The sequence below is a fragment of the Oleiphilus sp. HI0061 genome (genome assembly GCF_001635675.1).
Genome location: NZ_LWFE01001554.1, coordinates 1 through 19420, shown reverse-complemented (window position 1 = coordinate 19420; position 19420 = coordinate 1). Strand labels below are relative to the sequence as shown.

At 44.1% G+C, this 19420-nt stretch carries 17 protein-coding genes; 9 read left to right on the top strand and 8 right to left on the bottom strand.

The window, feature by feature from the left end; all coding sequences use genetic code 11:
* Positions 1-297: 297 nt before the first annotated feature.
* The 3 genes from crp to A3735_RS24270 all read left to right on the top strand — a co-directional run bounded on the left by crp (position 298) and on the right by A3735_RS24270 (position 2831).
* Positions 298-939: a cAMP-activated global transcriptional regulator CRP gene (crp, locus tag A3735_RS24280; protein WP_068512556.1), complete on the top strand. Its 642-nt coding sequence runs from the start codon at positions 298-300 to the stop codon at positions 937-939.
* Positions 940-1218: 279 nt separating this feature from the next.
* A complete protein-coding gene (locus tag A3735_RS24275) occupies positions 1219-2232 on the top strand; it encodes a hypothetical protein (RefSeq protein ID WP_068512552.1) in 1014 nt (337 codons plus the stop codon).
* Between the two features lie 8 nt (positions 2233-2240).
* Positions 2241-2831: a hypothetical protein gene (locus A3735_RS24270; protein ID WP_068554562.1), complete on the top strand. Its 591-nt coding sequence runs from the start codon at positions 2241-2243 to the stop codon at positions 2829-2831.
* Positions 2832-3214: 383 nt separating this feature from the next.
* On the opposite strand, the gene A3735_RS24265 is transcribed toward A3735_RS24270, so the two are convergent.
* On the bottom strand, positions 3215-3874 hold the full coding sequence (locus A3735_RS24265) for a glutathione S-transferase family protein (RefSeq protein WP_068512548.1): 660 nt from the start codon (positions 3872-3874) through the stop codon (positions 3215-3217).
* Positions 3875-3882: 8 nt separating this feature from the next.
* Complete coding sequence (locus A3735_RS24260) at positions 3883-4494, bottom strand: glutathione S-transferase family protein (protein ID WP_068512547.1); 612 nt, start codon at positions 4492-4494, stop codon at positions 3883-3885.
* 138 nt (positions 4495-4632) lie between these two features.
* Here A3735_RS24260 and A3735_RS24255 point away from each other — a divergent pair, with 138 nt between their 5' ends.
* Positions 4633-5214 carry a TetR/AcrR family transcriptional regulator gene (locus tag A3735_RS24255; protein ID WP_068512545.1) on the top strand — a complete coding sequence of 194 codons (582 nt, stop codon included), beginning with the start codon at positions 4633-4635 and terminating at the stop codon, positions 5212-5214.
* 8 nt (positions 5215-5222) lie between these two features.
* On the opposite strand, the gene A3735_RS24250 is transcribed toward A3735_RS24255, so the two are convergent.
* Complete coding sequence (locus A3735_RS24250; protein ID WP_068512542.1) at positions 5223-5858, bottom strand: hypothetical protein; 636 nt, start codon at positions 5856-5858, stop codon at positions 5223-5225.
* A gap of 298 nt (positions 5859-6156) precedes the next feature.
* Between A3735_RS24250 and aceE the strand changes: the two genes are divergently transcribed.
* The 3 genes from aceE (at position 6157) to A3735_RS24235 (ending at position 11929) form a co-directional block, all read left to right on the top strand.
* Positions 6157-8817, top strand: a complete 2661-nt coding sequence (gene aceE / locus A3735_RS24245) for a pyruvate dehydrogenase (acetyl-transferring), homodimeric type (RefSeq protein WP_068512540.1) — start codon at positions 6157-6159, stop codon at positions 8815-8817.
* A 10-nt stretch (positions 8818-8827) separates the two neighbouring features.
* Positions 8828-10420 carry a dihydrolipoyllysine-residue acetyltransferase gene (aceF, locus tag A3735_RS24240; RefSeq protein ID WP_231872189.1) on the top strand — a complete coding sequence of 531 codons (1593 nt, stop codon included), beginning with the start codon at positions 8828-8830 and terminating at the stop codon, positions 10418-10420.
* An 87-nt stretch (positions 10421-10507) separates the two neighbouring features.
* Positions 10508-11929 carry a hypothetical protein gene (locus A3735_RS24235; protein WP_068511734.1) on the top strand — a complete coding sequence of 474 codons (1422 nt, stop codon included), beginning with the start codon at positions 10508-10510 and terminating at the stop codon, positions 11927-11929.
* Between the two features lie 94 nt (positions 11930-12023).
* Here the strand turns inward: A3735_RS24235 and A3735_RS24230 are convergent, their stop codons facing one another.
* On the bottom strand, positions 12024-12233 hold the full coding sequence (locus A3735_RS24230; protein ID WP_068511735.1) for a cold-shock protein: 210 nt from the start codon (positions 12231-12233) through the stop codon (positions 12024-12026).
* A gap of 426 nt (positions 12234-12659) precedes the next feature.
* Between A3735_RS24230 and A3735_RS24225 the strand changes: the two genes are divergently transcribed.
* Complete coding sequence (locus tag A3735_RS24225) at positions 12660-13073, top strand: cytochrome c5 family protein (protein ID WP_231872168.1); 414 nt, start codon at positions 12660-12662, stop codon at positions 13071-13073.
* Positions 13074-13165: 92 nt separating this feature from the next.
* Here A3735_RS24225 and A3735_RS24220 read toward each other — a convergent pair whose 3' ends face one another.
* Together A3735_RS24220 and A3735_RS24215 are read right to left on the bottom strand one after the other, a co-directional pair.
* A complete protein-coding gene (locus A3735_RS24220; protein WP_068513063.1) occupies positions 13166-14980 on the bottom strand; it encodes a DEAD/DEAH box helicase in 1815 nt (604 codons plus the stop codon).
* A 91-nt stretch (positions 14981-15071) separates the two neighbouring features.
* Complete coding sequence (locus A3735_RS24215) at positions 15072-15605, bottom strand: PadR family transcriptional regulator (RefSeq protein ID WP_068513060.1); 534 nt, start codon at positions 15603-15605, stop codon at positions 15072-15074.
* A gap of 162 nt (positions 15606-15767) precedes the next feature.
* Here A3735_RS24215 and A3735_RS24210 point away from each other — a divergent pair, with 162 nt between their 5' ends.
* Positions 15768-17420 carry an NAD(P)/FAD-dependent oxidoreductase gene (locus A3735_RS24210; protein WP_082880411.1) on the top strand — a complete coding sequence of 551 codons (1653 nt, stop codon included), beginning with the start codon at positions 15768-15770 and terminating at the stop codon, positions 17418-17420.
* Here the strand turns inward: A3735_RS24210 and A3735_RS24205 are convergent.
* Together A3735_RS24205 and A3735_RS24200 are read right to left on the bottom strand one after the other, a co-directional pair.
* A complete protein-coding gene (locus A3735_RS24205) occupies positions 17408-18517 on the bottom strand; it encodes an anhydro-N-acetylmuramic acid kinase (RefSeq protein ID WP_068513055.1) in 1110 nt (369 codons plus the stop codon). The genes A3735_RS24210 and A3735_RS24205 overlap by 13 nt on opposite strands.
* 20 nt (positions 18518-18537) lie before the next feature.
* The coding region (locus tag A3735_RS24200) for a peptidoglycan DD-metalloendopeptidase family protein (protein WP_156499888.1) at positions 18538-19420 on the bottom strand (883 nt) is incomplete at its 5' end.

Sequence of the window (19420 nt, the reverse complement as noted above, 5' to 3'; positions counted from 1 at the left end):
TGGTTCCTCGAATGTCACTTGCTCTAGTGTGTATGTTACAAAATGATGATGCAGAGTAACATAAATCCCTAATTAATAATCNCTGTGGAATTGTTTTTTTGATCTATACTTTTTAAAAGTATCAAAGAGTTACTTAAGGTTATTACGAAAAAGGAATTGAAAAACCTTGTGCTTGAGCTGAATTATAGTAGGCTAAGCTACGGTTTTTGCTGATAAAAAGTGAATAAAGATTCAGTTTTGGCCTATTACAGGAAGTAACGCTTGACGATAAGTAAGCAAATAAAAAGGTAAATTAGAATGTCCACAATACTCAAACCGATAGAAAGTAAAACAAAGCACCTCGATTTCTTTCTATCGCAATGTCATCGTAGAAAATACCCTAGTAAAAGTACAATCATTTACGCCGGCGATAAAAGTGATTCCTTATTTTATATTATTAAAGGCTCGGTAACGGTAATCATTGAAGATGATGATGGTCGTGAGATGATCATGGCTTATTTGAATGCCGGTGATTTCTTCGGTGAGATGGGCTTGTTTGATAATCTGGACTCTCGAAGTGCCTGGGTTAAAGCCAAAACCGAGTGTGAAGTTGCTGAGATCAGCTACAACAAGTTCCGGGAAATATCGTCTCAAGACTCGCGTATTTTGTATTTTATTGGTGAGCAAATGGCGAGTCGTTTGCGACAGACAACGCGTAAGGTGGGTGACTTAGCATTTCTTGATGTAACGGGTCGTGTTGCACGCACTTTACTGGATTTATGTAAAGAACCTGATGCGATGACTCATCCAGACGGCATGCAAATTAAGATTACGCGTCAAGAAATAGGGCGAATAGTTGGCTGTTCTCGTGAAATGGTTGGACGTGTACTTAAGACCCTTGAGGATCAGGGATTAGTTCAGGTTAAGGGTAAAACTATGGTGGTTTACGGTACGCGTTAACTCTTTAGGTTTTCCCATTTTGTTTAAGAAAAAGCAGGCTTAGCCTGCTTTTTTTGTTTGGGCTGTGGGTAATATACCTATTCTATATTTTGTTGGTAGAAGGTTTAATTCAAATAGCAATGTAAATAGTGGTTGACCTTCGGTCTGGATTCCGATGGAATATGCTTATAAGGTGAATGTGACCCGTGACCCTTTAATTATATGGTCGGGCTTTCTTGTCTCGGCACCTGTGATAAGTTTGTTCGGTTAGTAGTCAGTGATCATAAAAGGATTTAAGTGATGACATGGAATTCGACCCGCTTGCAATTAGACAAAGCCTTCTTGTTTGTTAGTGATGATTCTTTAGCATGTTCTTCTGCGCGACGTGTAGCTAAATTTAAAGGCCTGCGTATACAAAGTGCAAACTCTATTCAATCAGCTATTTCCTTTTTGGAACATAAACCCGCTGATTATTTTCTGGTTGTGATGGATGAGGAGAGCGCCAGCTTTTCGGCATATTCATTTTTAAACGAAGCTGATCAGCGTTGGCCTCATATCAAGGTTGTTTCGACTAGTAGCTTTATCGATAGCGGTGAACTCTTATCAAAGACTCCAAAAAATCTTGAGCTGGATGCTGTGTTGAGCTGCTTATTGAGTAAAGCCTGTGAGGAGCTTTTGAGTGAGAATAGCTGTATTCAGCAGGTTATAGATGACCGCTTGGCTGTTCTGAAAAAGGGGATTGAAAAAGCGCAATTAAGCAAACAGCATCGAGAACAATTGGTGTTATTTCCAGCAGAGTATTTGGCTGTATGTGAGCGAGGTTGGCTGCACTCCAAGCGTTATATGGACGAGGTATGTATTCGGGATAGCGAGCAATTCAAGCGTTTTCTAAGCCAGAGAATAATAGCGGCAGTTAAAAGAGTTTATGCTAGAGAAGTTGAGACAGCGATGAATAGTAATTTTCGTTTGTCTAAGTTGCTGCGTCAGTTCGGTATCAAGAGCGAAAAACGATTTGATCGCAATATTGAAAGTAATGAGGCTGCAATGGTGTTGATGCTTGCGACCCTTAAAGATTATTACTCCATTTTAGGTTATGACATTAAAGACATGGTTCAGCCTCAAAGAGAGTGTATTCACTTTGATCTTGGAGGGCGATTTACATATAACGATTACTTTAACCCCTTACTATCAAGTGTTGAGCGTGGTGCAGAATTAGCTTGCTTAAAACTAGAGTTTTTCATGTTGGCGAAGGCGTCAAATCTACGAGCAGAAATTAGTTATGACGAAACCTATTCGCTTTGTCTGGTTTGTTAGGAGTGAAGGTGCACGTTAAGGTAATCTCTACCGATCAGGTCTTGCTCGATACGCTAAGAATATCTCTAGATGTATTGCTGGGGTGCGAATTTGAGACGTTCAACCAAATATCTCCTGAGCTTGAACAGCAGCTTCTATTAGCGGGAAGCGAGAGCATTCTTCTCGTCGATGCAGGAATCCCAGGGGTTGATTATTGGGCTTTGGTTGGCTGGCTCGGTAGACAGTTCAAAGGCCAGGTGATTATCCTAACCAGTCCAAACTCTTATAACTTGAGCGCAGCAAAAATGATGCGCCTGGGGTGTTATGCCGTTTTGGATAAAAATAAGGGCTTCGCTCCTTGTTGGAGTGCGATTATATCCGCAGCCCAGGGGGATACGTTTATTGAGGGGGATAGTCCTTTTGCACAGCTCAGCTCCTCTGATCAGGAGCTTGCTAGAGAACTGTTAATTTACGATGTTAATCAATTATCTGAAATGAAGGGAATCTCCCAGCAAGCTATTAATAAAAAGAAATTGGCGATATATAACAAGCTCAGTATATGCTCTGTTCCAAATGATAAGGCCTTCCGCGTACTGGCCAAGTTATTTCAGTATCACTAGACTATTTTTTTGAAAAGGTTGTAGCTACAACTATTCACACCCAAAAATTGCTTATAACATTAGTTCCAGATAAGACGTTCTTCACGCAGTAAAGGGATTTAGCTTTGCCTTACGCAAGGGATACGCCGCGGAAGAGTTTATGCTAGCGAACTAGCCTTATCTATCATGAGGAGTCGAGGGATGCTGCTTAGCGAGTATTATTATTCTTTCAGTGGCATTTGGCTGTTAACTTCGTGAACAAGCGGGTAGGGCTCAAGGATGAGCATCTGTGATGAGGGTTTATCAACCTACCAAGAGGTCAGCAAGACTTCAGCTTGGGTAGCGGGGAGTAGTGCGCAAGGAAGCACATTGCTCCCCGCTTTTTAATTGATTAGCGCTGTCTGTCAGGTAACGATTATCTTTTGCCCACTAGCAACGACTTTTTCTGAGCGAGGGCGCTTTGGCGTATCAATGCCTCTTAATGCTGCCGGCCGTTCGTATATTGCTTTTACCCACCTTTCCAAGTTTGGATAGCTATCGATTTCAACACCCGACCAGTTGTGGGTTCGAACCCAAGCCCAGTTTGCGATATCTGCAATGCTGTAATTGTTTACCAGGTACTCATGTTCACTTAAGTGAGAGTCAAGTACTCCAAACAAACGCTTTACCTCGTTATGATAACGGTCAATAGCTGCGGGGATTTTTTCTGGAAAGTAGCGAAAGAAAACATTTGCTTGCCCCATCATTGGACCAATTCCGCCCATTTGGAACATTAGCCACTGATTTATAAGCGCGCGCTCGTTAGGTGTATGTGCGTAAAAATTTCCCGACTTTTCGGCTAGGTAGATCAGGATGGCCCCCGATTCGAAAAGAGTAAAACCTTCGTTGTCGTGATCAATAATCGCCGGTATTCGCCCATTCGGGTTAATAGCGATATACTCGGGCGTTTTTTGTTCACCTTTAGATAGGTCAACAGTGATTACTTTGTAAGGAATATTCATTTCCTCTAACGCAATGCTAATCTTGTGTCCGTTAGGGGTTGGTGATGTATATAGATCAATCATATATGTACCTAGGCTTTAGCCGATGGGCGAGAGGAAACTTCTTTATACCAGCGCAGAAGGTGAACTTGTTCTTTGTCTATAGATATCTGATTCACTCGATTAAAGTCCATTGTGCAGAGTGCGGTAATATCAGCAATGCTGAATGTGTCACCGGCAAGAAATGCATTGTGCTCTAAATGCTTATTCAGGTGTGTCATAAATTTTCTAACATGAGTGGCACACTCGGCTCCCCATTCCTTAATTGGATTCATTCTGTCTTTAAAGTAGCCGCTTGAGTGTTGAAAGCACATACCTGTTGGCATCAGAAAGTAAAACTCCGCCCAACGTTGCCACATTTCTATTTGAGCCTTTTCGAAAGCAGTTTCACCCATTAGAGGCTTCTCTGTATATAGCTCTTCAAAGTATCGACAGATGGCGACGGACTCAGAAATTGTTTGGCCATTATCGAGCTCTAGAACCGGAACTTTAGCCAATGGATTTTTTTGTTTGAATTCTGAGTTTAGGTTTTCTCCTTTTTGAAGGTCGATCTCAATGAACTCTATGTCCGTAATCCCTTTTTCAGCTAAGAAAATTCGGACTCTGCGCGGGTTCGGTGCGATTCTCATCTCATATATTTTCATAGGGTTTTTCCTTATTCGTTATTGGTCGGGATTTAGTAATTTTTCTAACTGATCGTTTAGAATGGTATTTTTTTCTAAACGACCGGTCAAGAATAATCTATAATTAGTTTTTATTAGTACATTCATTGAGAAAGGCATATGGGTCGTAAGTTAGCATTTGATGCGGATAGAGTGTTGCATAAAGCAATGAAGCTTTTCTGGCTTAAGGGTTATGAAGCAACGTCTATGCAAGACTTGGTAGATGAGCTTGGGATTAACCGCTTTAGTGTCTACAATACCTTTGGTGATAAGAAAGAAATATTCATAAAGGTCTTAATGCATTATAGGAAGACTGTTCTAGCTTATTTGTTAGCGCCGCTTAAGAGTGATAAGCCTGCAAGGCAGCGTTTAGATGATTATTTTGTTTTGCTTTTGGAGCAGCTTCAGTCTGAAGCGGGTTCGTTAGGATGTATGATGCAGAATACTGGCTTAAGCCAGATTTCAAAAGACGCCGATGTGAGGTCGGCTCTAAAGCTGCTGGTCGATGATCTTCGTGATGCTATTTTTAATGCAATAAATGAAATACAAAGAGAGCAGCCAGCTACAATGAGAAGTGAGGATATGACTGCATTTGTGCTCTGCCAGCTTCAAGGGATGATTGTCTGGCGCAGAGCTGTTAACTCTAAAGCGCAGATTGAAGGGCAGATGCAAATACTAAGAAATACGGTCGCTGCCTGGTAAGGTGGTTTCTAACGAGGCGTTAGGATTGTGTCACCTCGAGAAGTCCAGTCGGATAGGTAAATACTGCCCGCGGAGCGGCTTTCGTCATAATGATCGCCACTAAGATTTTCTATTTTTAGTAGGTCTACATGAAGGTTACGTGAAATAGAAATTGAGTCACCACTTAGTTGCTTCATTTCATGCTGAAAATTCTTCGGTTTATAATTTATTTCACTGGTGGTGGTAAAGCTTTGTGCGGCACCGCTGACAACTGAATTATCTTCAATAGTTAATGTTTCAGTTGGCGAAGCTATATCATTACTAGCTTGAGTGGTAGCCAGTCCACCGTCTTCAATTTTCTTCAGCTCGTGGGATGCAAAATCTTGTGTATCTTCTGCTTCATTGTATGAATTTTTCCCGTTAGAGTTCGTTGCTTCGTCATCTTCGCTATCGACGGTTAAGCCTGCGGCAGGCGAGCCGTATATGTCCAAAACAGAGATGCCGGCAATGGCAGAGACGTCGTCCATGTCTGACTCGCTCATTGCCAAAGATTGATAAGTGGCAATAGTGCTCTTTTCTTGAGAATTAATTGGCTGCGAAGCAAGTGACTTACTTGCTATCAACATTAAGGGCAGAGAAATACTAAGAATAAGCGGAGCTTTCATTTCAACAAGACACACAACATAGTAAAGCTAAAAAAATATTCCATTCGAACATATCGCTGCAGATCAATTGCGGCTGGTTACAAATGATACAGTTTTAAGTCCTATATGTACATTTAATAATGTGAATATTATTCACGTTATGCTTGTTGTTTATTTTACTAAACTCAATTAACGCTATTGCTAATGAGGGTCTAAACTTAGAGTCATGTGTAAAGACGGCTTATTTTTGGCGGTGATTCGCGTGCCAGGATTGGCTTTCTTAGAGAATAATAATATTTAGTGTCCTAAGGAGTGCTCTATGTTGGATGATTCTGATCCAATTGAAACCTCGGAATGGTTAGAAGCTATTCAGTCTGTAATCGATAATGAAGGTATGGAGCGAGCGGAGTATTTGCTTGCTTTACTATCTGAGAAGGCTCGCAAGTTAGGTGGTGAGTTACCATATTCAGTGACGACGCCGTATTGCAACTCAATTCCTACTGACCAAGAAGCTCGGATGCCCGGCGATTTGTTTATGGAACGTAGGATTCGCTCTCTTATTCGCTGGAATGCAATGGCGATGGTACTCAGGGCAAATAAACGGCCGGGGGAACTAGGTGGACATATATCCTCGTTTTCTTCGAGTGCGACACTTTACGATGTTGGCTTTAATCACTTCTTTCACGCGGGAAATGATAAGCGCGAAGCGGATCTTATATATATTCAAGGGCATACTTCGCCAGGTATCTATGCTCGTTCCTTTATCGAGGGGCGGCTTTCTAGAGAGCAAATGGATAATTATCGAAATGAAGTAGATGGAAATGGTTTGCCATCATATCCTCACCCCTGGTTAATGCCTGATTATTGGCAGTTCCCAACGGTATCTATGGGCTTAGGGCCCTTACAAGCCATCTATCAAGCGCATGTGATGAAGTACTTACATAGTCGAGAGCTTACTGATAAAAGCAATCGAAAAGTCTGGTGCTTTGTAGGCGATGGCGAGACAGATGAGCCTGAGACGCTTGGCTCCATAGCTCTAGCGGGGCGAGAAAAACTCGATAACCTGATATTTGTCGTGAACTGTAACCTTCAAAGGTTGGATGGGCCTGTTAGAGGAAACGGTAAAATTATTCAAGAACTTGAAGGGGTATTCCGCGGCGCAGGGTGGAATGTTATCAAGGTTATTTGGGGACGGATGTGGGACCCTCTGTTTGATCAAGATACTGATGGCTCGATGCAGCGCGCGATGGATGAAGTGGTTGATGGCGAGATGCAAAACTTTAAGTCAAATGGTGCGGCTTATACGAGGAAGCACTTCTTTGGTCGCTATCCGGAGCTTGCCAAGTTAGCTGAGCAATTGAGTGAACGGGATATTGAGCAACTTAATCGTGGCGGGCATGATCCTTACAAGGTTTATGCTGCGTATCATAAGGCGGTTAATCATAAAGGTCAGCCGACCGTTATTCTGGCGCACACGATCAAAGGTTATGGCTTTGGTAAGGTTGGTGAAGGAACAAACAGTACTCACTCGCTGAAGAAACTTGATGTCGAAACACTTAAGGCATTCCGTGACCGGTTTGGGGTGCCTGTCAGCGATGACGATATAGAATCAATCCCTTACTATCAGCCATCAGCAGACAGCCCTGAAGCTGTCTATATGAAAAAACGCCGAGAGGAACTAGGTGGATTCTATCCAAAACGGCGTGCCCAGAGTCAGCCTTTGGTGACGCCTGACTTGAGTTTTTTCAAGAATCAACTAGAGGGCAGTGGTGAGAGAGAAATCTCAACTACCATGGCCTTTGTTAGAATGCTTTCGTCCTTAACTAAGGACAAGCGTATCGGTAAGCGCGTCGTGCCAATCGTGCCGGATGAAGCGAGAACCTTTGGTATGGAGGGAATGTTTCGTCAACTTGGCATCTATACCTCTGAAGGTCAAAAATACGTGCCGAATGATAGTGATCAGGTGATGTACTATCGTGAAGATCAAGGTGGACAGATTCTGGAAGAGGGGATTAATGAAGCGGGTGCAATGGCTGCATGGATGGCCTGCGCAACCTCATATAGCACTCATGATTACCCGCTCATACCGTTCTATATTTACTACTCAATGTTTGGGTTTCAACGTGTTGGGGACTTAGCGTGGGCGGCGGGCGATATGCGTTCTCGCGGCTTTCTTGTTGGTGGAACTGCAGGTCGAACAACGCTCAACGGAGAAGGGCTGCAGCATCAAGATGGACATAGTCATATTATGGCAGGAACGATACCGAACTGTATCGCTTATGACCCCGCCTATGCCTGTGAATTAGCGGTGATTATTCAAGATGGTTTACGTCGTATGTATCAGGAGAATGAAGACGTTTATTACTATTTGAGTATTATGAATGAAAACTATAAACAGCCTGCTTTGGTCAAAGACTCCGAAGAGGGAATCCTGAGAGGGATGTACTTATTCGATACCCTTAAACCTAAGGGGCGAGGAAAGAAACTCAGCGTTCAGTTAATGGGTAGTGGTGCCATATTAAATGAAGTTAGAGTTGCTGCCGAAATCTTGCGTGATGAATATAACATCGCAAGTGATATTTGGAGTGTCACTAGTTTTAATGAATTGGCGCGAGATGGCATGAAGACCGTTCGTTGGAATATGTTGAACCCGGATAAAAAGAAAAAAGTAAGCTATGTCGAAACTTGCTTGGGTGAACGTGAAGGACCAGTGGTGGCATCGACTGACTATATCCGCCTTTATGGCGAGCAGATTCGAGCATACTTACCGAAGCGCTATACGGTTCTGGGGACTGATGGTTTTGGCCGGAGTGATACTCGGCAGAAATTAAGACAGTTTTTTGAAATTGATCGACACTATGTCGTGGTGGCGGCTTTGAGTGCACTTTCTGAAGAAGGGAAGGTTGAAGCGAAGGTAGTGCTAGATGCGATGCGCAAATTCGGTATTGACCGAAATTGTCTAAGTCCAACTCAACGATAACCAGGAGACGATGATGAATTCGATAGAAGTCAAAGTCCCCAATGTCGGAGTTGAGGGCGAAGTAGAGGTTGTAGAGGTCTGTGTATCTCCTGGTGATGAAATTGAGGTGGACAGCTCACTTATTGTATTGGAATCGGATAAGGCGACCGTTGAGGTACCCAGTCCATGTGCGGGGAAGGTTGAATCAGTTTCTTTGACAGTAGGAGACAAAGTCAGTGAAGGTTCCTTGGTACTGGTGATGGAACCCTCTGAGGGGAACGCTCAGCTTGAGGAATCAGCTTCGGAAGAGAAGAGTCCGGGCGAAACACCGCAAAGTGAGCTTGTTCAGGTAGCTGTACCGGATTTAGGCGGAAGTGAATCGGTTGAAGTCATTGAGGTCTTGGTTGAAGTAGGTGATGCCTTAGAGTGTGATCAGGCGATGATTGTGCTGGAGTCTGATAAAGCAACCATGGAGATACCTTGCTCTGAGTCGGGTATTTTGCAAACGCTTAATATCAAAGTTGGAGACAAGGTTTCCAAAGGTGATATTATTGCAGAGCTCAAGGTTGAAGGTGGTTCATCAGCAGCGAATGCTAACGAAGAAATCAGCAAGCCTAGCAATGAAAATAAGCCCAAACCTGAGCATGACACTGATGCCCGGGAAGAGACAATCGTAAGTGAGGATGATGCGCCTGCGGTGCTGCCTCAGATTTCAGGAAGCAAGGTTCATGCAGGTCCTGCAGTTCGTAAATTTGCGAGAGAGCATGGAGTTGAGTTGTCTCGAGTAAAGGGTTCCGGGCCTCGAAGTAGAATTCTGAAAGAGGACTTAAGGAAATATATAAAGTCTCAGGTCCAGGCTGCGCAAAGTGGTAACCAAGGGGGGCTAGGTCTTCCTGAAATTGCTTTGCCTGACTTCTCAATATTTGGAGAAGTTGAAATCCAGCAGATGGATAAACTTCAGCGCCTTACTGCTAAGAATATGCAGGCCAGTTGGCTAACGGTTCCGCATGTTACGCAGTTTGATGAGGCGGACATTACAGACCTTGAGGCTTTTCGAAAAGGCCACAAAGCACAGGCTGAGAGTCGCGGCGTAAAGCTGACACCGGTAGCCTTCATTATAAAAGCGTGCGCTTATGCTTTGCAGCAGCTACCGCAGTTCAATGTTTCACTCGATATAAAAAACGAGAAAATTGTACGTAAGAAATATATACACATCGGCTTGGCAGTAGATACGCCTGCTGGCTTGGTTGTTCCGGTTATTCGCAATGTCGACCAAAAAAGCCTTTGGGATATTGCCCAGGAATGCCAGTCTTTGGCAGCCAAAGCGAAAGACAGAAAGTTGTCGCCAGCGGATATGCAGGGGGCATGTTTTACTATTTCTAGTTTAGGTGGTGTGGGCGGTACCGCCTTTACACCAATTGTAAATACACCGGAAGTGGCGATCTTAGGGGTATCGAAAGCGCAAATGAAACCGGTTTGGGATGGCGGTGAAGCCTTCAAACCACGCTTAATGTTGCCACTGTCTTTATCTTATGATCATCGAGCAGTTAACGGAGCCGATGCTGCGCGTTTCACAACTTTATTGTCACAGGTGCTAGGTGACTTGCGAGAGTTGTTATTGTAGGAAAAATTGTACAGAATGCGGGCAGTCATTAAATAATAAATTCAATAAATAGCTGTAGGCTGTCAATTAATTAGAGTAACTTCCATAATGGAATTTAAGACCCAGTTCATAAGCCGAGAAGATAGACGTATCGCTCGGCAATCTTTAAGCGGGAAGCACGGTTTCCAGGCGATGATTCGTCTGGAGCATAAAAGCCTCTCGGTTTCCCTCACAGACTTCTCAAGTTTGGGCTTTGCTATCTCGGTTTCAAAAGAGCATGCTGATGATCTGAAAGTGGGAGGGAAAATAGAAGTATTAGTAAGCCCCTTGATACACCACGAGTACCTGATTAAAGGGCTTATTATAGACCGGCAGCCCATCAGGCAGGGGCAGGTAAAAATTGCGGCGGTCATTGAGCACGAACAGAGCAGTAAGCACGACCGTTTCCATCCTATCCACTTAAGTGCCGAACAAAGCCTAAAAGGACAAATGGTTCACCCTTTTGTCTACAAACAAAACGCCTATTTTGAGGTGGAGAGTTTGTCTCGCAATGGCTTCTATGCAAGCGGGATTCACACAGAGTTTACCTTGTTTGAAGGTATGGAGCTGAAGTATAGCTTGGGTTCGATTCAAGAGCTTCAGAATGTCGTCGGTAAGGTGTCCAACGTTTCGTTAACGGATCAGAATAAAATTAGATGCTTTATTGAAACGCCCTCACTTTCGTATTTGGCAGAAGACGAGCTGGCTCAGCATTGCTTCCATTTTGCACAGAAGACGCCGCGAGACATTAGTCGAGCGGGTATGAATGCCCAGCATATTCAAGAGCTGGTTCAGTATCGTTTTGTTGAAACTCAGGCGGAGTACGAAGCCGTCTTGAAATTGCGTCGCAAGTCATACGCGAGTATGGGGATGTGTAACAAAGATGACCCTATTGCACGCTTTGCTATGCAGCAGGATGCTTATGGTCGGATATTGATTGCTTTTCATAATGAGCGCGTAATCGGTAGTGCTTTGCTGGTATTTGGTGAGCGAGGTGAGAAGCCATTTGAGCTTGACCAGTTATTACCAAAGAGCCTTTTTGCAAAGCTGCCTCAATATGAAGAGCTTATGGAAATTACCGCGATATGTATTGAAAAGTACTATCAGGACACCGACGTTCTGCATGGTGTGTTTGAAAATATGTACCGTGAAGGCTTGTCGGCGGGTAAGAAGTACGTAATGGTTTCGAGTCTCGATGATTGGGTCTATCGATACAAGAAAATGGGCTTTAAAGGTACTGGTCTAGTGCTCGATCACCCTAAAAAGCCAGATGTTCAATTGAATGTAATGCTTTTGAATAAAGACACGGGTAAGTCAGGTAAAGGAATGAATCCGGTTCGCTGGTGGGTAGTTTGGGGGCATGTCAGCCTGCACCTATATCAGCGTCGAATCATAGAGTATACGCTGTTACAAAAGTGTCGAGTGCACTTCAATCGTGGACTGTTTGAATTGAATAGAGCTTTTCGAAATGGTAAACGTTGGTTTCGCTAGAGGTCGCTTATTTGAGGAGTTTAGCTGACTGAGTGTGAGGCTTGTGAGAGAGGAAAAATTCAACCCCGGAACGGGGTTGAATGAGGAATTCTTACTATGCAGGGTTTACATTTTCAGCCTGAGGGCCCTTCTGGCCAGAGCCTTCTGTAAATGTAACTGCTTGGCCTTCTGCCAAAGTTTTAAAACCGTCGCCTTGAATATTGCTGAAGTGAACAAACAAGTCTGGTCCATTCTCACGCTGAATAAAACCAAAGCCTTTTGATTCATTGAACCATTTAACGGTTCCTGAAAGTGTTTCTGACATTATCTAACCTTTTCCATTTTAATTTACTATTCAATGAGTACTCTGTAATAACTTTATAGGGGTTACCTGAGAGGCTCATATTGCTGTTTGAATTACCTATTTGAAGGGCTCTTCATCCTTTTTATAACTTGGGACAGAAACCAGCTCTTGCGAATATTTTCAAACTCAAGTTCAAGTGTAGTCAAGGATTGGGCTTTGAACAAAGAACAATGCAGAAAAAATTAACAAATATGACCTAATCTAGGAATAAGGTGTGAGATAGGTTTATTTGGCTGCCTTAGAACGACTTTTCCGGGCTTTTTCGAAGATATCTACGGTTGTGTTGTTTGTAATATGCCCTATAATGCTGCCAACATTATAGGTGTACTATAAATATCAAATGAGAGTAGGTGCACTATAAATATTAAATGAGAGATGAGGTGTTAAGTGAATAAGCTAATCAAAGTGTTGCTATCAACTGTAATGACTATGGCAGTCGTGTTCTCTGTTAATGCAGCAATGGATGAAGACTCTATTCGTGATCGATTGAAGCCGGTCGGTAAAGTATGTGTTGAAGGTGATGACTGTGGTACAGCTGCTGCAGCCGTAGCGTCAGGGCCTAAAAGCGCAAAAGAAATCTATGACACTTCATGTGCAGCATGTCACGGTACTGGTGCGATGGGCGCTCCGAAATTTGGTGATGCAGCGACTTGGGCTGATCGTTCTGCAAAAGGTGTGGATGCTTTGATCGCTAATGCTATTTCTGGTGTAAACGCGATGCCTCCTAAAGGTACATGTATGTCTTGCTCTGATGACGAGATTGCTGCGACAGTTAACTATATTCTTGAAAACAGTAAGTAAGTTATTAATTAGCAATAACTAGAACTGCTGTTAGACACAAAAAAACCGGACTAGATTTCTCTAAGTCCGGTTTTTTTGTCTCTGCAATTTACTTAGCTTCTATCTCTATCACGGCTTCGATTAGCCTTTCCTTTACGGTCTGGCTTGCTTCCGCTACGTCGATTTGAGCGAGGCTTAGTGTTTCGCTTATTAGGGCTAGGCCTTAAAGAGCCTTCGTCAACTTCATCCATAGAGAAGTTACGCAGATTGATTGGCTTGTTCGCGACACGAGCTGCTTTAAGTAAAGATAAAACCGACTTAGGCATGCCGTCAGGTAAGTCTACCGTACTGAAGTTGTTGTATATCTCAATTTGTCCGATGTATTCGCTATCTAAATCAGCAGTGTTTGCGATAGCGCCGACGATATTGCCAGGTTTGACATTATCTTTATAGCCTACGTCCAAGCGGTAGCGAACCAGTTTAACATCTGGATGATCCCTTAGTGGGCGAGGAGCGGCTTTCAACTTATCCATACCGCCTCGGCTATCTCTTTCTCTTGGTTCCCTTGGTTCCCTTTCTCGCTCGGGTTTGTTGATCTTTCTATCGCTATTCGGATCAAGCAAGAAGGGACGATTACCATTATTGATATGAGCGAGTGCAGCAGCAATTTTGATCGGGTCTGCATGACTTTCTTCAATGAGCGTTTCGATGATCTCTTGGAAAAAGCTGGTGTCGTTAGACTCAAGTAGCTCCAGGATGTTTTTCTTGAACTGGTCTACGCGAATCTGATTAATGACATTCGCTGTCGGCACATCCATTCGTGTAATAGCTTGGCTCGTTGCCTTCTCAATAGAGCGAAGCATGCGCTTTTCACGTGGTGTGATGAAAAGTATTGCATCACCTGAACGACCGGCGCGGCCTGTTCGGCCAATTCGGTGAACGTAGGCTTCAGTATCGTAAGGAACGTCATAGTTGATGACGTGACTGATGCGTTCCACATCCAGACCTCGCGCGACAACGTCAGTTCCGATAAGGATATCGATGCCACCTTTCTTTAGGCGGTCTACTGTTTTCTCTCGGGCCGCTTGTGCTATATCGCCGTTTAGAGCCGCCGCCGAATAACCGCGAGCGTTAAGTTTTGACGCAAGCTCTTCGGTGGCAATTTTAGTACGTACGAAAATAATGACACCATCGTAGGTTTCCATCTCCAAAACGCGAGTCAAAGCTTCTAGCTTATCGATGCCGGAGGTCATCATATAACGCTGGTTGATGGTTTTTGCCGTCGCTGTTTTATCAGCGATTTTAATGATCTCTGGGTCTGTGAGGTGGTTCTGGGCTACTTTCTTAATCTCGCGAGGCATGGTCGCAGAGAATAGGGCGATTTGCCGATCCTCGGGTGTGTGTTCCAATACCCATTCAACATCATCAATAAAGCCCATGCGTAGCATTTCATCTGCTTCATCAAGTACTAAGGTTTTTAGGGTGTTGAGTTTCAGCGTCCCGCGTCGCATGTGATCCATGACGCGTCCCGGAGTGCCAACCACCACTTGTGCGCCGCGCTTGAGCTGGCGTAACTGGTTGCTATAGCTTTGGCCGCCGTAAATAGGAAGAACATGGAAGTTCTTCATGTGTTTCGCATAACTTTGACATGCTTCAGCAACCTGAATCGCTAGCTCGCGTGTAGGGGCTAACACCAATACTTGCGTTTCAGACTTGTTTGCGTCGATATTTGCAAGTAAAGGGAGGGCAAATGCTGCAGTCTTTCCGGTGCCGGTTTGAGCTTGACCCAAAATGTCTTTGCCGCTAAGAAGTGTGGGTATTGCTTGAGCTTGGATTGGAGAAGGGGTTTCGTATCCAAGTTCCTTTACGGCTTTTAAGATATTTTCGGGGAGACCAAGTTGCTCAAATTGAGGCGTGGAGTCTGTCATAGTTAGGAATGCCTATCGATAAAATGGTTCTGACGCGAGGACAGAATAAAAGGGCGGCAATTATACGCAGATTTGAGAAAAAAAGCTTTGATTATTTTTTGATCGACTCTAAGGCTTCCTCTGCCCAGCTTAACCAGGCTTGTTCACCAATGATTCCGCGCCTTAGTGTAAGGTAGGGAAGTTTATAGTTGGCTTGCTTCTCTGGGGGCAGGCTTAAGTAGCTCTGCTCTATCGATAGAAGGCTTTGTAATGTCTTTTGGTGTAGCGCTTGATGCGCTTCAATTTCCTCTAACAAGTTGTTTTGATCGATAAGGTGGCCGCCAAAAACCTTTACCAAGAGGGCATCATTGGTTTTATTCGGTTTTACCTGCGCCGATAGCCATTGCTTGAGCTCTTCAACGCCTTTTGCTGTGATGTCGTAAACCTTTTTATCGGGTTTATCAGTCTGTTTTATATTGTTGCAGGAGATAAAATCCTGCTCTAAAAGAACTTTTAGTTGCTGATAAATTTGCTGGTGGCTTGCATTCCAAAAATACCCTAGTCCTTCTTTAAATTGTTTTAATAGGTCATAACCGCTGCCTGGTTCGGTTTCTAATAATACGAGAATGGCGTGTTTTAAGGACATGGCTCAGCTCTAAATTGAATAGACATTGGCTAGTATATATTATTTTTCAATATGCAATAAGTTGCATAATAATTTGTTTGCGAGGTAATATGTCGAAATAATGAGCTTGTCGTGAGCTTGGTTTTTTGTGTTTTTGACTGATTGATGCAGTGGAGAGAAATAATGGTGCGAACTGGAACTCGATATAGAAAAAACAAAGCAGATGATCATTATGATGTGATTGTTATTGGTTCCGGAATAGGTGGCCTGGCAAATGCGGCCTTACTCTCAAAGTTGGGAAAGAAGGTTTGTGTGCTAGAACAGCACTATACCGCAGGTGGCTACACGCACGCCTATGAGCGCAATGGTTATGAGTGGGATGTTGGTGTTCATTATATTGGTGAGGTTCATAAGCCTTGGACGGTGCTGCGCCGTTTGTTTGATGTGATCACAGATGGTCAGCTCAAATGGGAAGAGATGGACCCGCTTTTCGATCAAGTGATTATAGGCGGTAAAGAGTATAACTACCTAGCGGGAAAAGACGCTTTCAAAGACGAGATGAAGAAGAATTTTCCATCAGAGACTGAAGCTATCGATAAGTATGTGGAGCTTCTATATAGGGTAAGCTCTCTTGTGCCAAAATTCTTTGCCGGACAGGCAATGCCCAGAATGGCAGGTTTGCTCTATAACCGCGTTCGCCATAAATTTCTTCCGGATTATTTCTATAAAACAACTTACGAGGTGCTGAAAGAGCTTACTGATAACGAAGAACTTATCGGCGTCTTAACCGCTCAGTGGGGGGATTATGGTTTACCTCCTAAGAAAGCATCATTCATGATGCATGCGATGGTGGCGAAGCATTACTTGAATGGTGGTAGTTACCCGGTTGGGGGGGCAGCAAAAATTGCAGAGACAATTATTCCAGTGATTCAGCGTTCAGGAGGAAATGTCTTTACCTATGCTGGTGTGGATGAAATTCTCATCAAAAACAATAAAGCTTATGGCGTAAGGCTGAAGAAAGGTCAGGAAATTACGGCTGATGCAGTGGTAAGTTGCGCTGGTTTATATCCCACGGTGAATAAATTGCTGCCAGAGTCGGCTATCAAAAAGCATAAACTGAATAAGTTGTTAGAAAGAGTGGAGATTTCCTCGTCGCATATATGTATTTACGCGGGCTTTAAAGGTACGGCAAAAGAATTAGGGATACCTAAGAAAAACTTCTGGATATACCCGACGAGTGATCATGATGACAATGTAAGTAAGTTCAATGAGAGCTTGGAAGCAGAACTGCCGCTTACCTATATTTCTTTTCCTTCAGCAAAAGATCCAAGCTGGAATGAACGCTATCCTGGAAAGTCTACGGCAGAGATTGTAGCACCCTGTAAGCCAGAGTGGTTTGCGGAATGGGAAGGGTCGACCTGGAATAAGCGCGGGGAAGAGTACGAAGCGCTTAAGGTGAAGCTTACTGAAAAATTGATGAATATGCTTTACGAGCAAATGCCACAATTAAAAGATGCTCTTGATTATGTTGAGCTTTCGACGCCGCTTTCGACTCAATGGTTTCAATGGAATGAAGAAGGCGAGATTTATGGTATTGACCATAGCGTAGAGCGCTTTGAACAGGCGTGGTTGCATCCGGTAACGCCGATTAAAAACTTCTACCTTACCGGTGCTGATGTAGTGACTGCGGGTGTTGGTGGCGCATTGATGGCAGGTGTGATGACTGCTAGCGCAATGATGGGGGTAAAAGGCTACAAGGTTATGGGGTTAATAAAGAAGTGGCAGCCAGAACAAAATACGGAAGAGGCTTCGAAGGAATCGCTTCAAGCGGGGTAAATTCCACCTAATATTTTGCTCTTGCTTGCTCCCGTAACGGAGCAGGCATTGCCTGGCAGGTTGTTCAGTGTTTGTCTTGCTAACCAGGCGAAAGCGCTGGCCTCAACCAATTGCGGGTCTATTCCCAGGTCGAGGGTTGAACTTAAGCGATAGCTTGGAAGCAGGTTTTGGAGGCGAGTCATTAGTAGTTGATTATTGATGCCGCCGCCGCAGACGAAGATGTCGCAGCCATCACCATTAGTGCTGGTGATGATGCTGTTACTAATTGTGCTGGCCGTTAGCTCGAGTAGCGTGCGCTGAATATCTTCGCTTTGGAATGTGCTGTTTGCAATCTTATTGGCTATCCATGCTGAGTTAAACAGTTCTTTACCGGTGCTTTTGGGTGCTGTTTGTTTGAAATAGGGCTCGTCGAGAAAACCCTGTAATAAATCTTCGATAACAGACCCTGTGCTCGCCCAGTCGCCATTATGATCGTACGCTTTCTTTAAGCGGCTTTGAATCCATAGGTCCATAAGCATATTTCCGGGGCCTGTGTCGTAGCCGGATAGCTTGTTCTTTGTTTTTGAGAGCACTGAAATGTTCGCGATGCCGCCAATATTGGCAACGATTCTCGTTTCGTTTGAGTCGCCAAATACTGCTTGGTGAAATGCGGGGACTAATGGTGCGCCTTGCCCCTTCGCGGCCATATCTGCCATTCTGAAATCGGTAATCGTCGTGATATTAGTGATGTGGGCGATTGTACTTGGGTCGCCTATCTGGAGTGAAAAGGGTTTGCTTGACTCAGGGCGGTGTCTGATTGTTTGTCCGTGACAACCGATGGCGCAAACATCGCTACTATTCTTGTTGGCTTTCTTGAGTAAATCGTTCACGGTTTCCGCAATAGCTTCACCTAGCTCGACACTGGCTTCGCCAAGGCGGTCTATCTCATTGTCGCCTGGTAGTGACAATGACTGAAGTTTCGACTTAAGCGAGCTTGAAAATGGTGCGCTAAATGATTCAATGCCGGTGGTTTTGTTTTCAGATATTGAGGCAAGGACGGTATCGATTCCGTCCATGCTGGTGCCAGACATGACGCCTATATATAGTTTGTCTGCCATATCAGGGACTCTATCTGTACTTACTGATTAGAGGCGACTTGATAACTTTCTGAAAAGGTCTCGAGCTGTGCCAAGTGTGAGTGTGTTGCTTTCTTAAAGCGAGCAAGCTCCTTTTTAGGGATAGGGCTCGCGTGTGGCAGTTTCACCTTTAGAGAGTTTTTGTGGACACCGTTAACTCTAAATTCATAATGAAGATGGGGCCCTGTTGAACGTCCTGTGCTACCGACATAGCCAATGATTTGGCCTTGCTTAACGCGCTTGCCCGAGCGGATGCCGCGTGCGTAGCCATTCATGTGAGCATAAAGAGTGGTGATGCTTTGTCCGTGTTGGATGATGACAGTTTTACCGTAACCACCTTTTCTGGCTGCATGAATAACCTTGCCGTCACCAGTAGCTTTGATTGGCGTGCCGGTCGCCGCGGCGTAGTCAGTGCCTTTGTGCGCTCTGATTTTATGTAGAATAGGGTGCTTGCGACGCAGGTTGAAGCGTGAGGAGATGCGAGCGAAGTCGACAGGCGTTCTGATAAAGGCCTTCCGCATGCTTTTTCCGTCAGGAGTAAAGTAATTACTAATGCCGTTTTCTTGTTCATAGAGGACGGCAGAAAGTTCTCGTTCACGGTTGTGGAAGTTGGCCGCTAAAATTCTGCCGTTTTTGTACTTTTCTCCGTCTAGGTATAACTCTTCATAGATTAGGTTGAACTTGTCGCCGGAGCGGATATCTAAAATGAAGTCGATATCCCAGCCGAAAATATTGGCTAGCTCCATAATTTGCGACTGTGAGAGCCCGGCCTTTTGCCCTGCAAGGAATAATGAGCTTTCTATAGTTCCCTCACCGTAGGCGATATGAATATCCGGGGTGCGAGTAACAACTTCTTTAGTGAAAGAATTGTTTTCATCCCGTTTA

Excerpts from the sequence above, each read along its gene's own strand:
- crp (WP_068512556.1), top strand. The coding sequence starts at position 298 with ATGTCCACAATACTCAAACCGATAGAAAGTAAAACAAAGCACCTCGAT.
- A3735_RS24275 (WP_068512552.1), top strand. The coding sequence starts at position 1,219 with ATGACATGGAATTCGACCCGCTTGCAATTAGACAAAGCCTTCTTGTTT.
- A3735_RS24265 (WP_068512548.1), bottom strand. The coding sequence starts at position 3,874 with ATGATTGATCTATATACATCACCAACCCCTAACGGACACAAGATTAGC.
- A3735_RS24260 (WP_068512547.1), bottom strand. The coding sequence starts at position 4,494 with ATGAAAATATATGAGATGAGAATCGCACCGAACCCGCGCAGAGTCCGA.
- A3735_RS24255 (WP_068512545.1), top strand. The coding sequence starts at position 4,633 with ATGGGTCGTAAGTTAGCATTTGATGCGGATAGAGTGTTGCATAAAGCA.
- A3735_RS24250 (WP_068512542.1), bottom strand. The coding sequence starts at position 5,858 with ATGAAAGCTCCGCTTATTCTTAGTATTTCTCTGCCCTTAATGTTGATA.
- aceE (WP_068512540.1), top strand. The coding sequence starts at position 6,157 with ATGTTGGATGATTCTGATCCAATTGAAACCTCGGAATGGTTAGAAGCT.
- aceF (WP_231872189.1), top strand. The coding sequence starts at position 8,828 with ATGATGAATTCGATAGAAGTCAAAGTCCCCAATGTCGGAGTTGAGGGC.
- A3735_RS24235 (WP_068511734.1), top strand. The coding sequence starts at position 10,508 with ATGGAATTTAAGACCCAGTTCATAAGCCGAGAAGATAGACGTATCGCT.
- A3735_RS24230 (WP_068511735.1), bottom strand. The coding sequence starts at position 12,233 with ATGTCAGAAACACTTTCAGGAACCGTTAAATGGTTCAATGAATCAAAA.
- A3735_RS24220 (WP_068513063.1), bottom strand. The coding sequence starts at position 14,980 with ATGACAGACTCCACGCCTCAATTTGAGCAACTTGGTCTCCCCGAAAAT.
- A3735_RS24215 (WP_068513060.1), bottom strand. The coding sequence starts at position 15,605 with ATGTCCTTAAAACACGCCATTCTCGTATTATTAGAAACCGAACCAGGC.
- A3735_RS24210 (WP_082880411.1), top strand. The coding sequence starts at position 15,768 with ATGGTGCGAACTGGAACTCGATATAGAAAAAACAAAGCAGATGATCAT.
- A3735_RS24205 (WP_068513055.1), bottom strand. The coding sequence starts at position 18,517 with ATGGCAGACAAACTATATATAGGCGTCATGTCTGGCACCAGCATGGAC.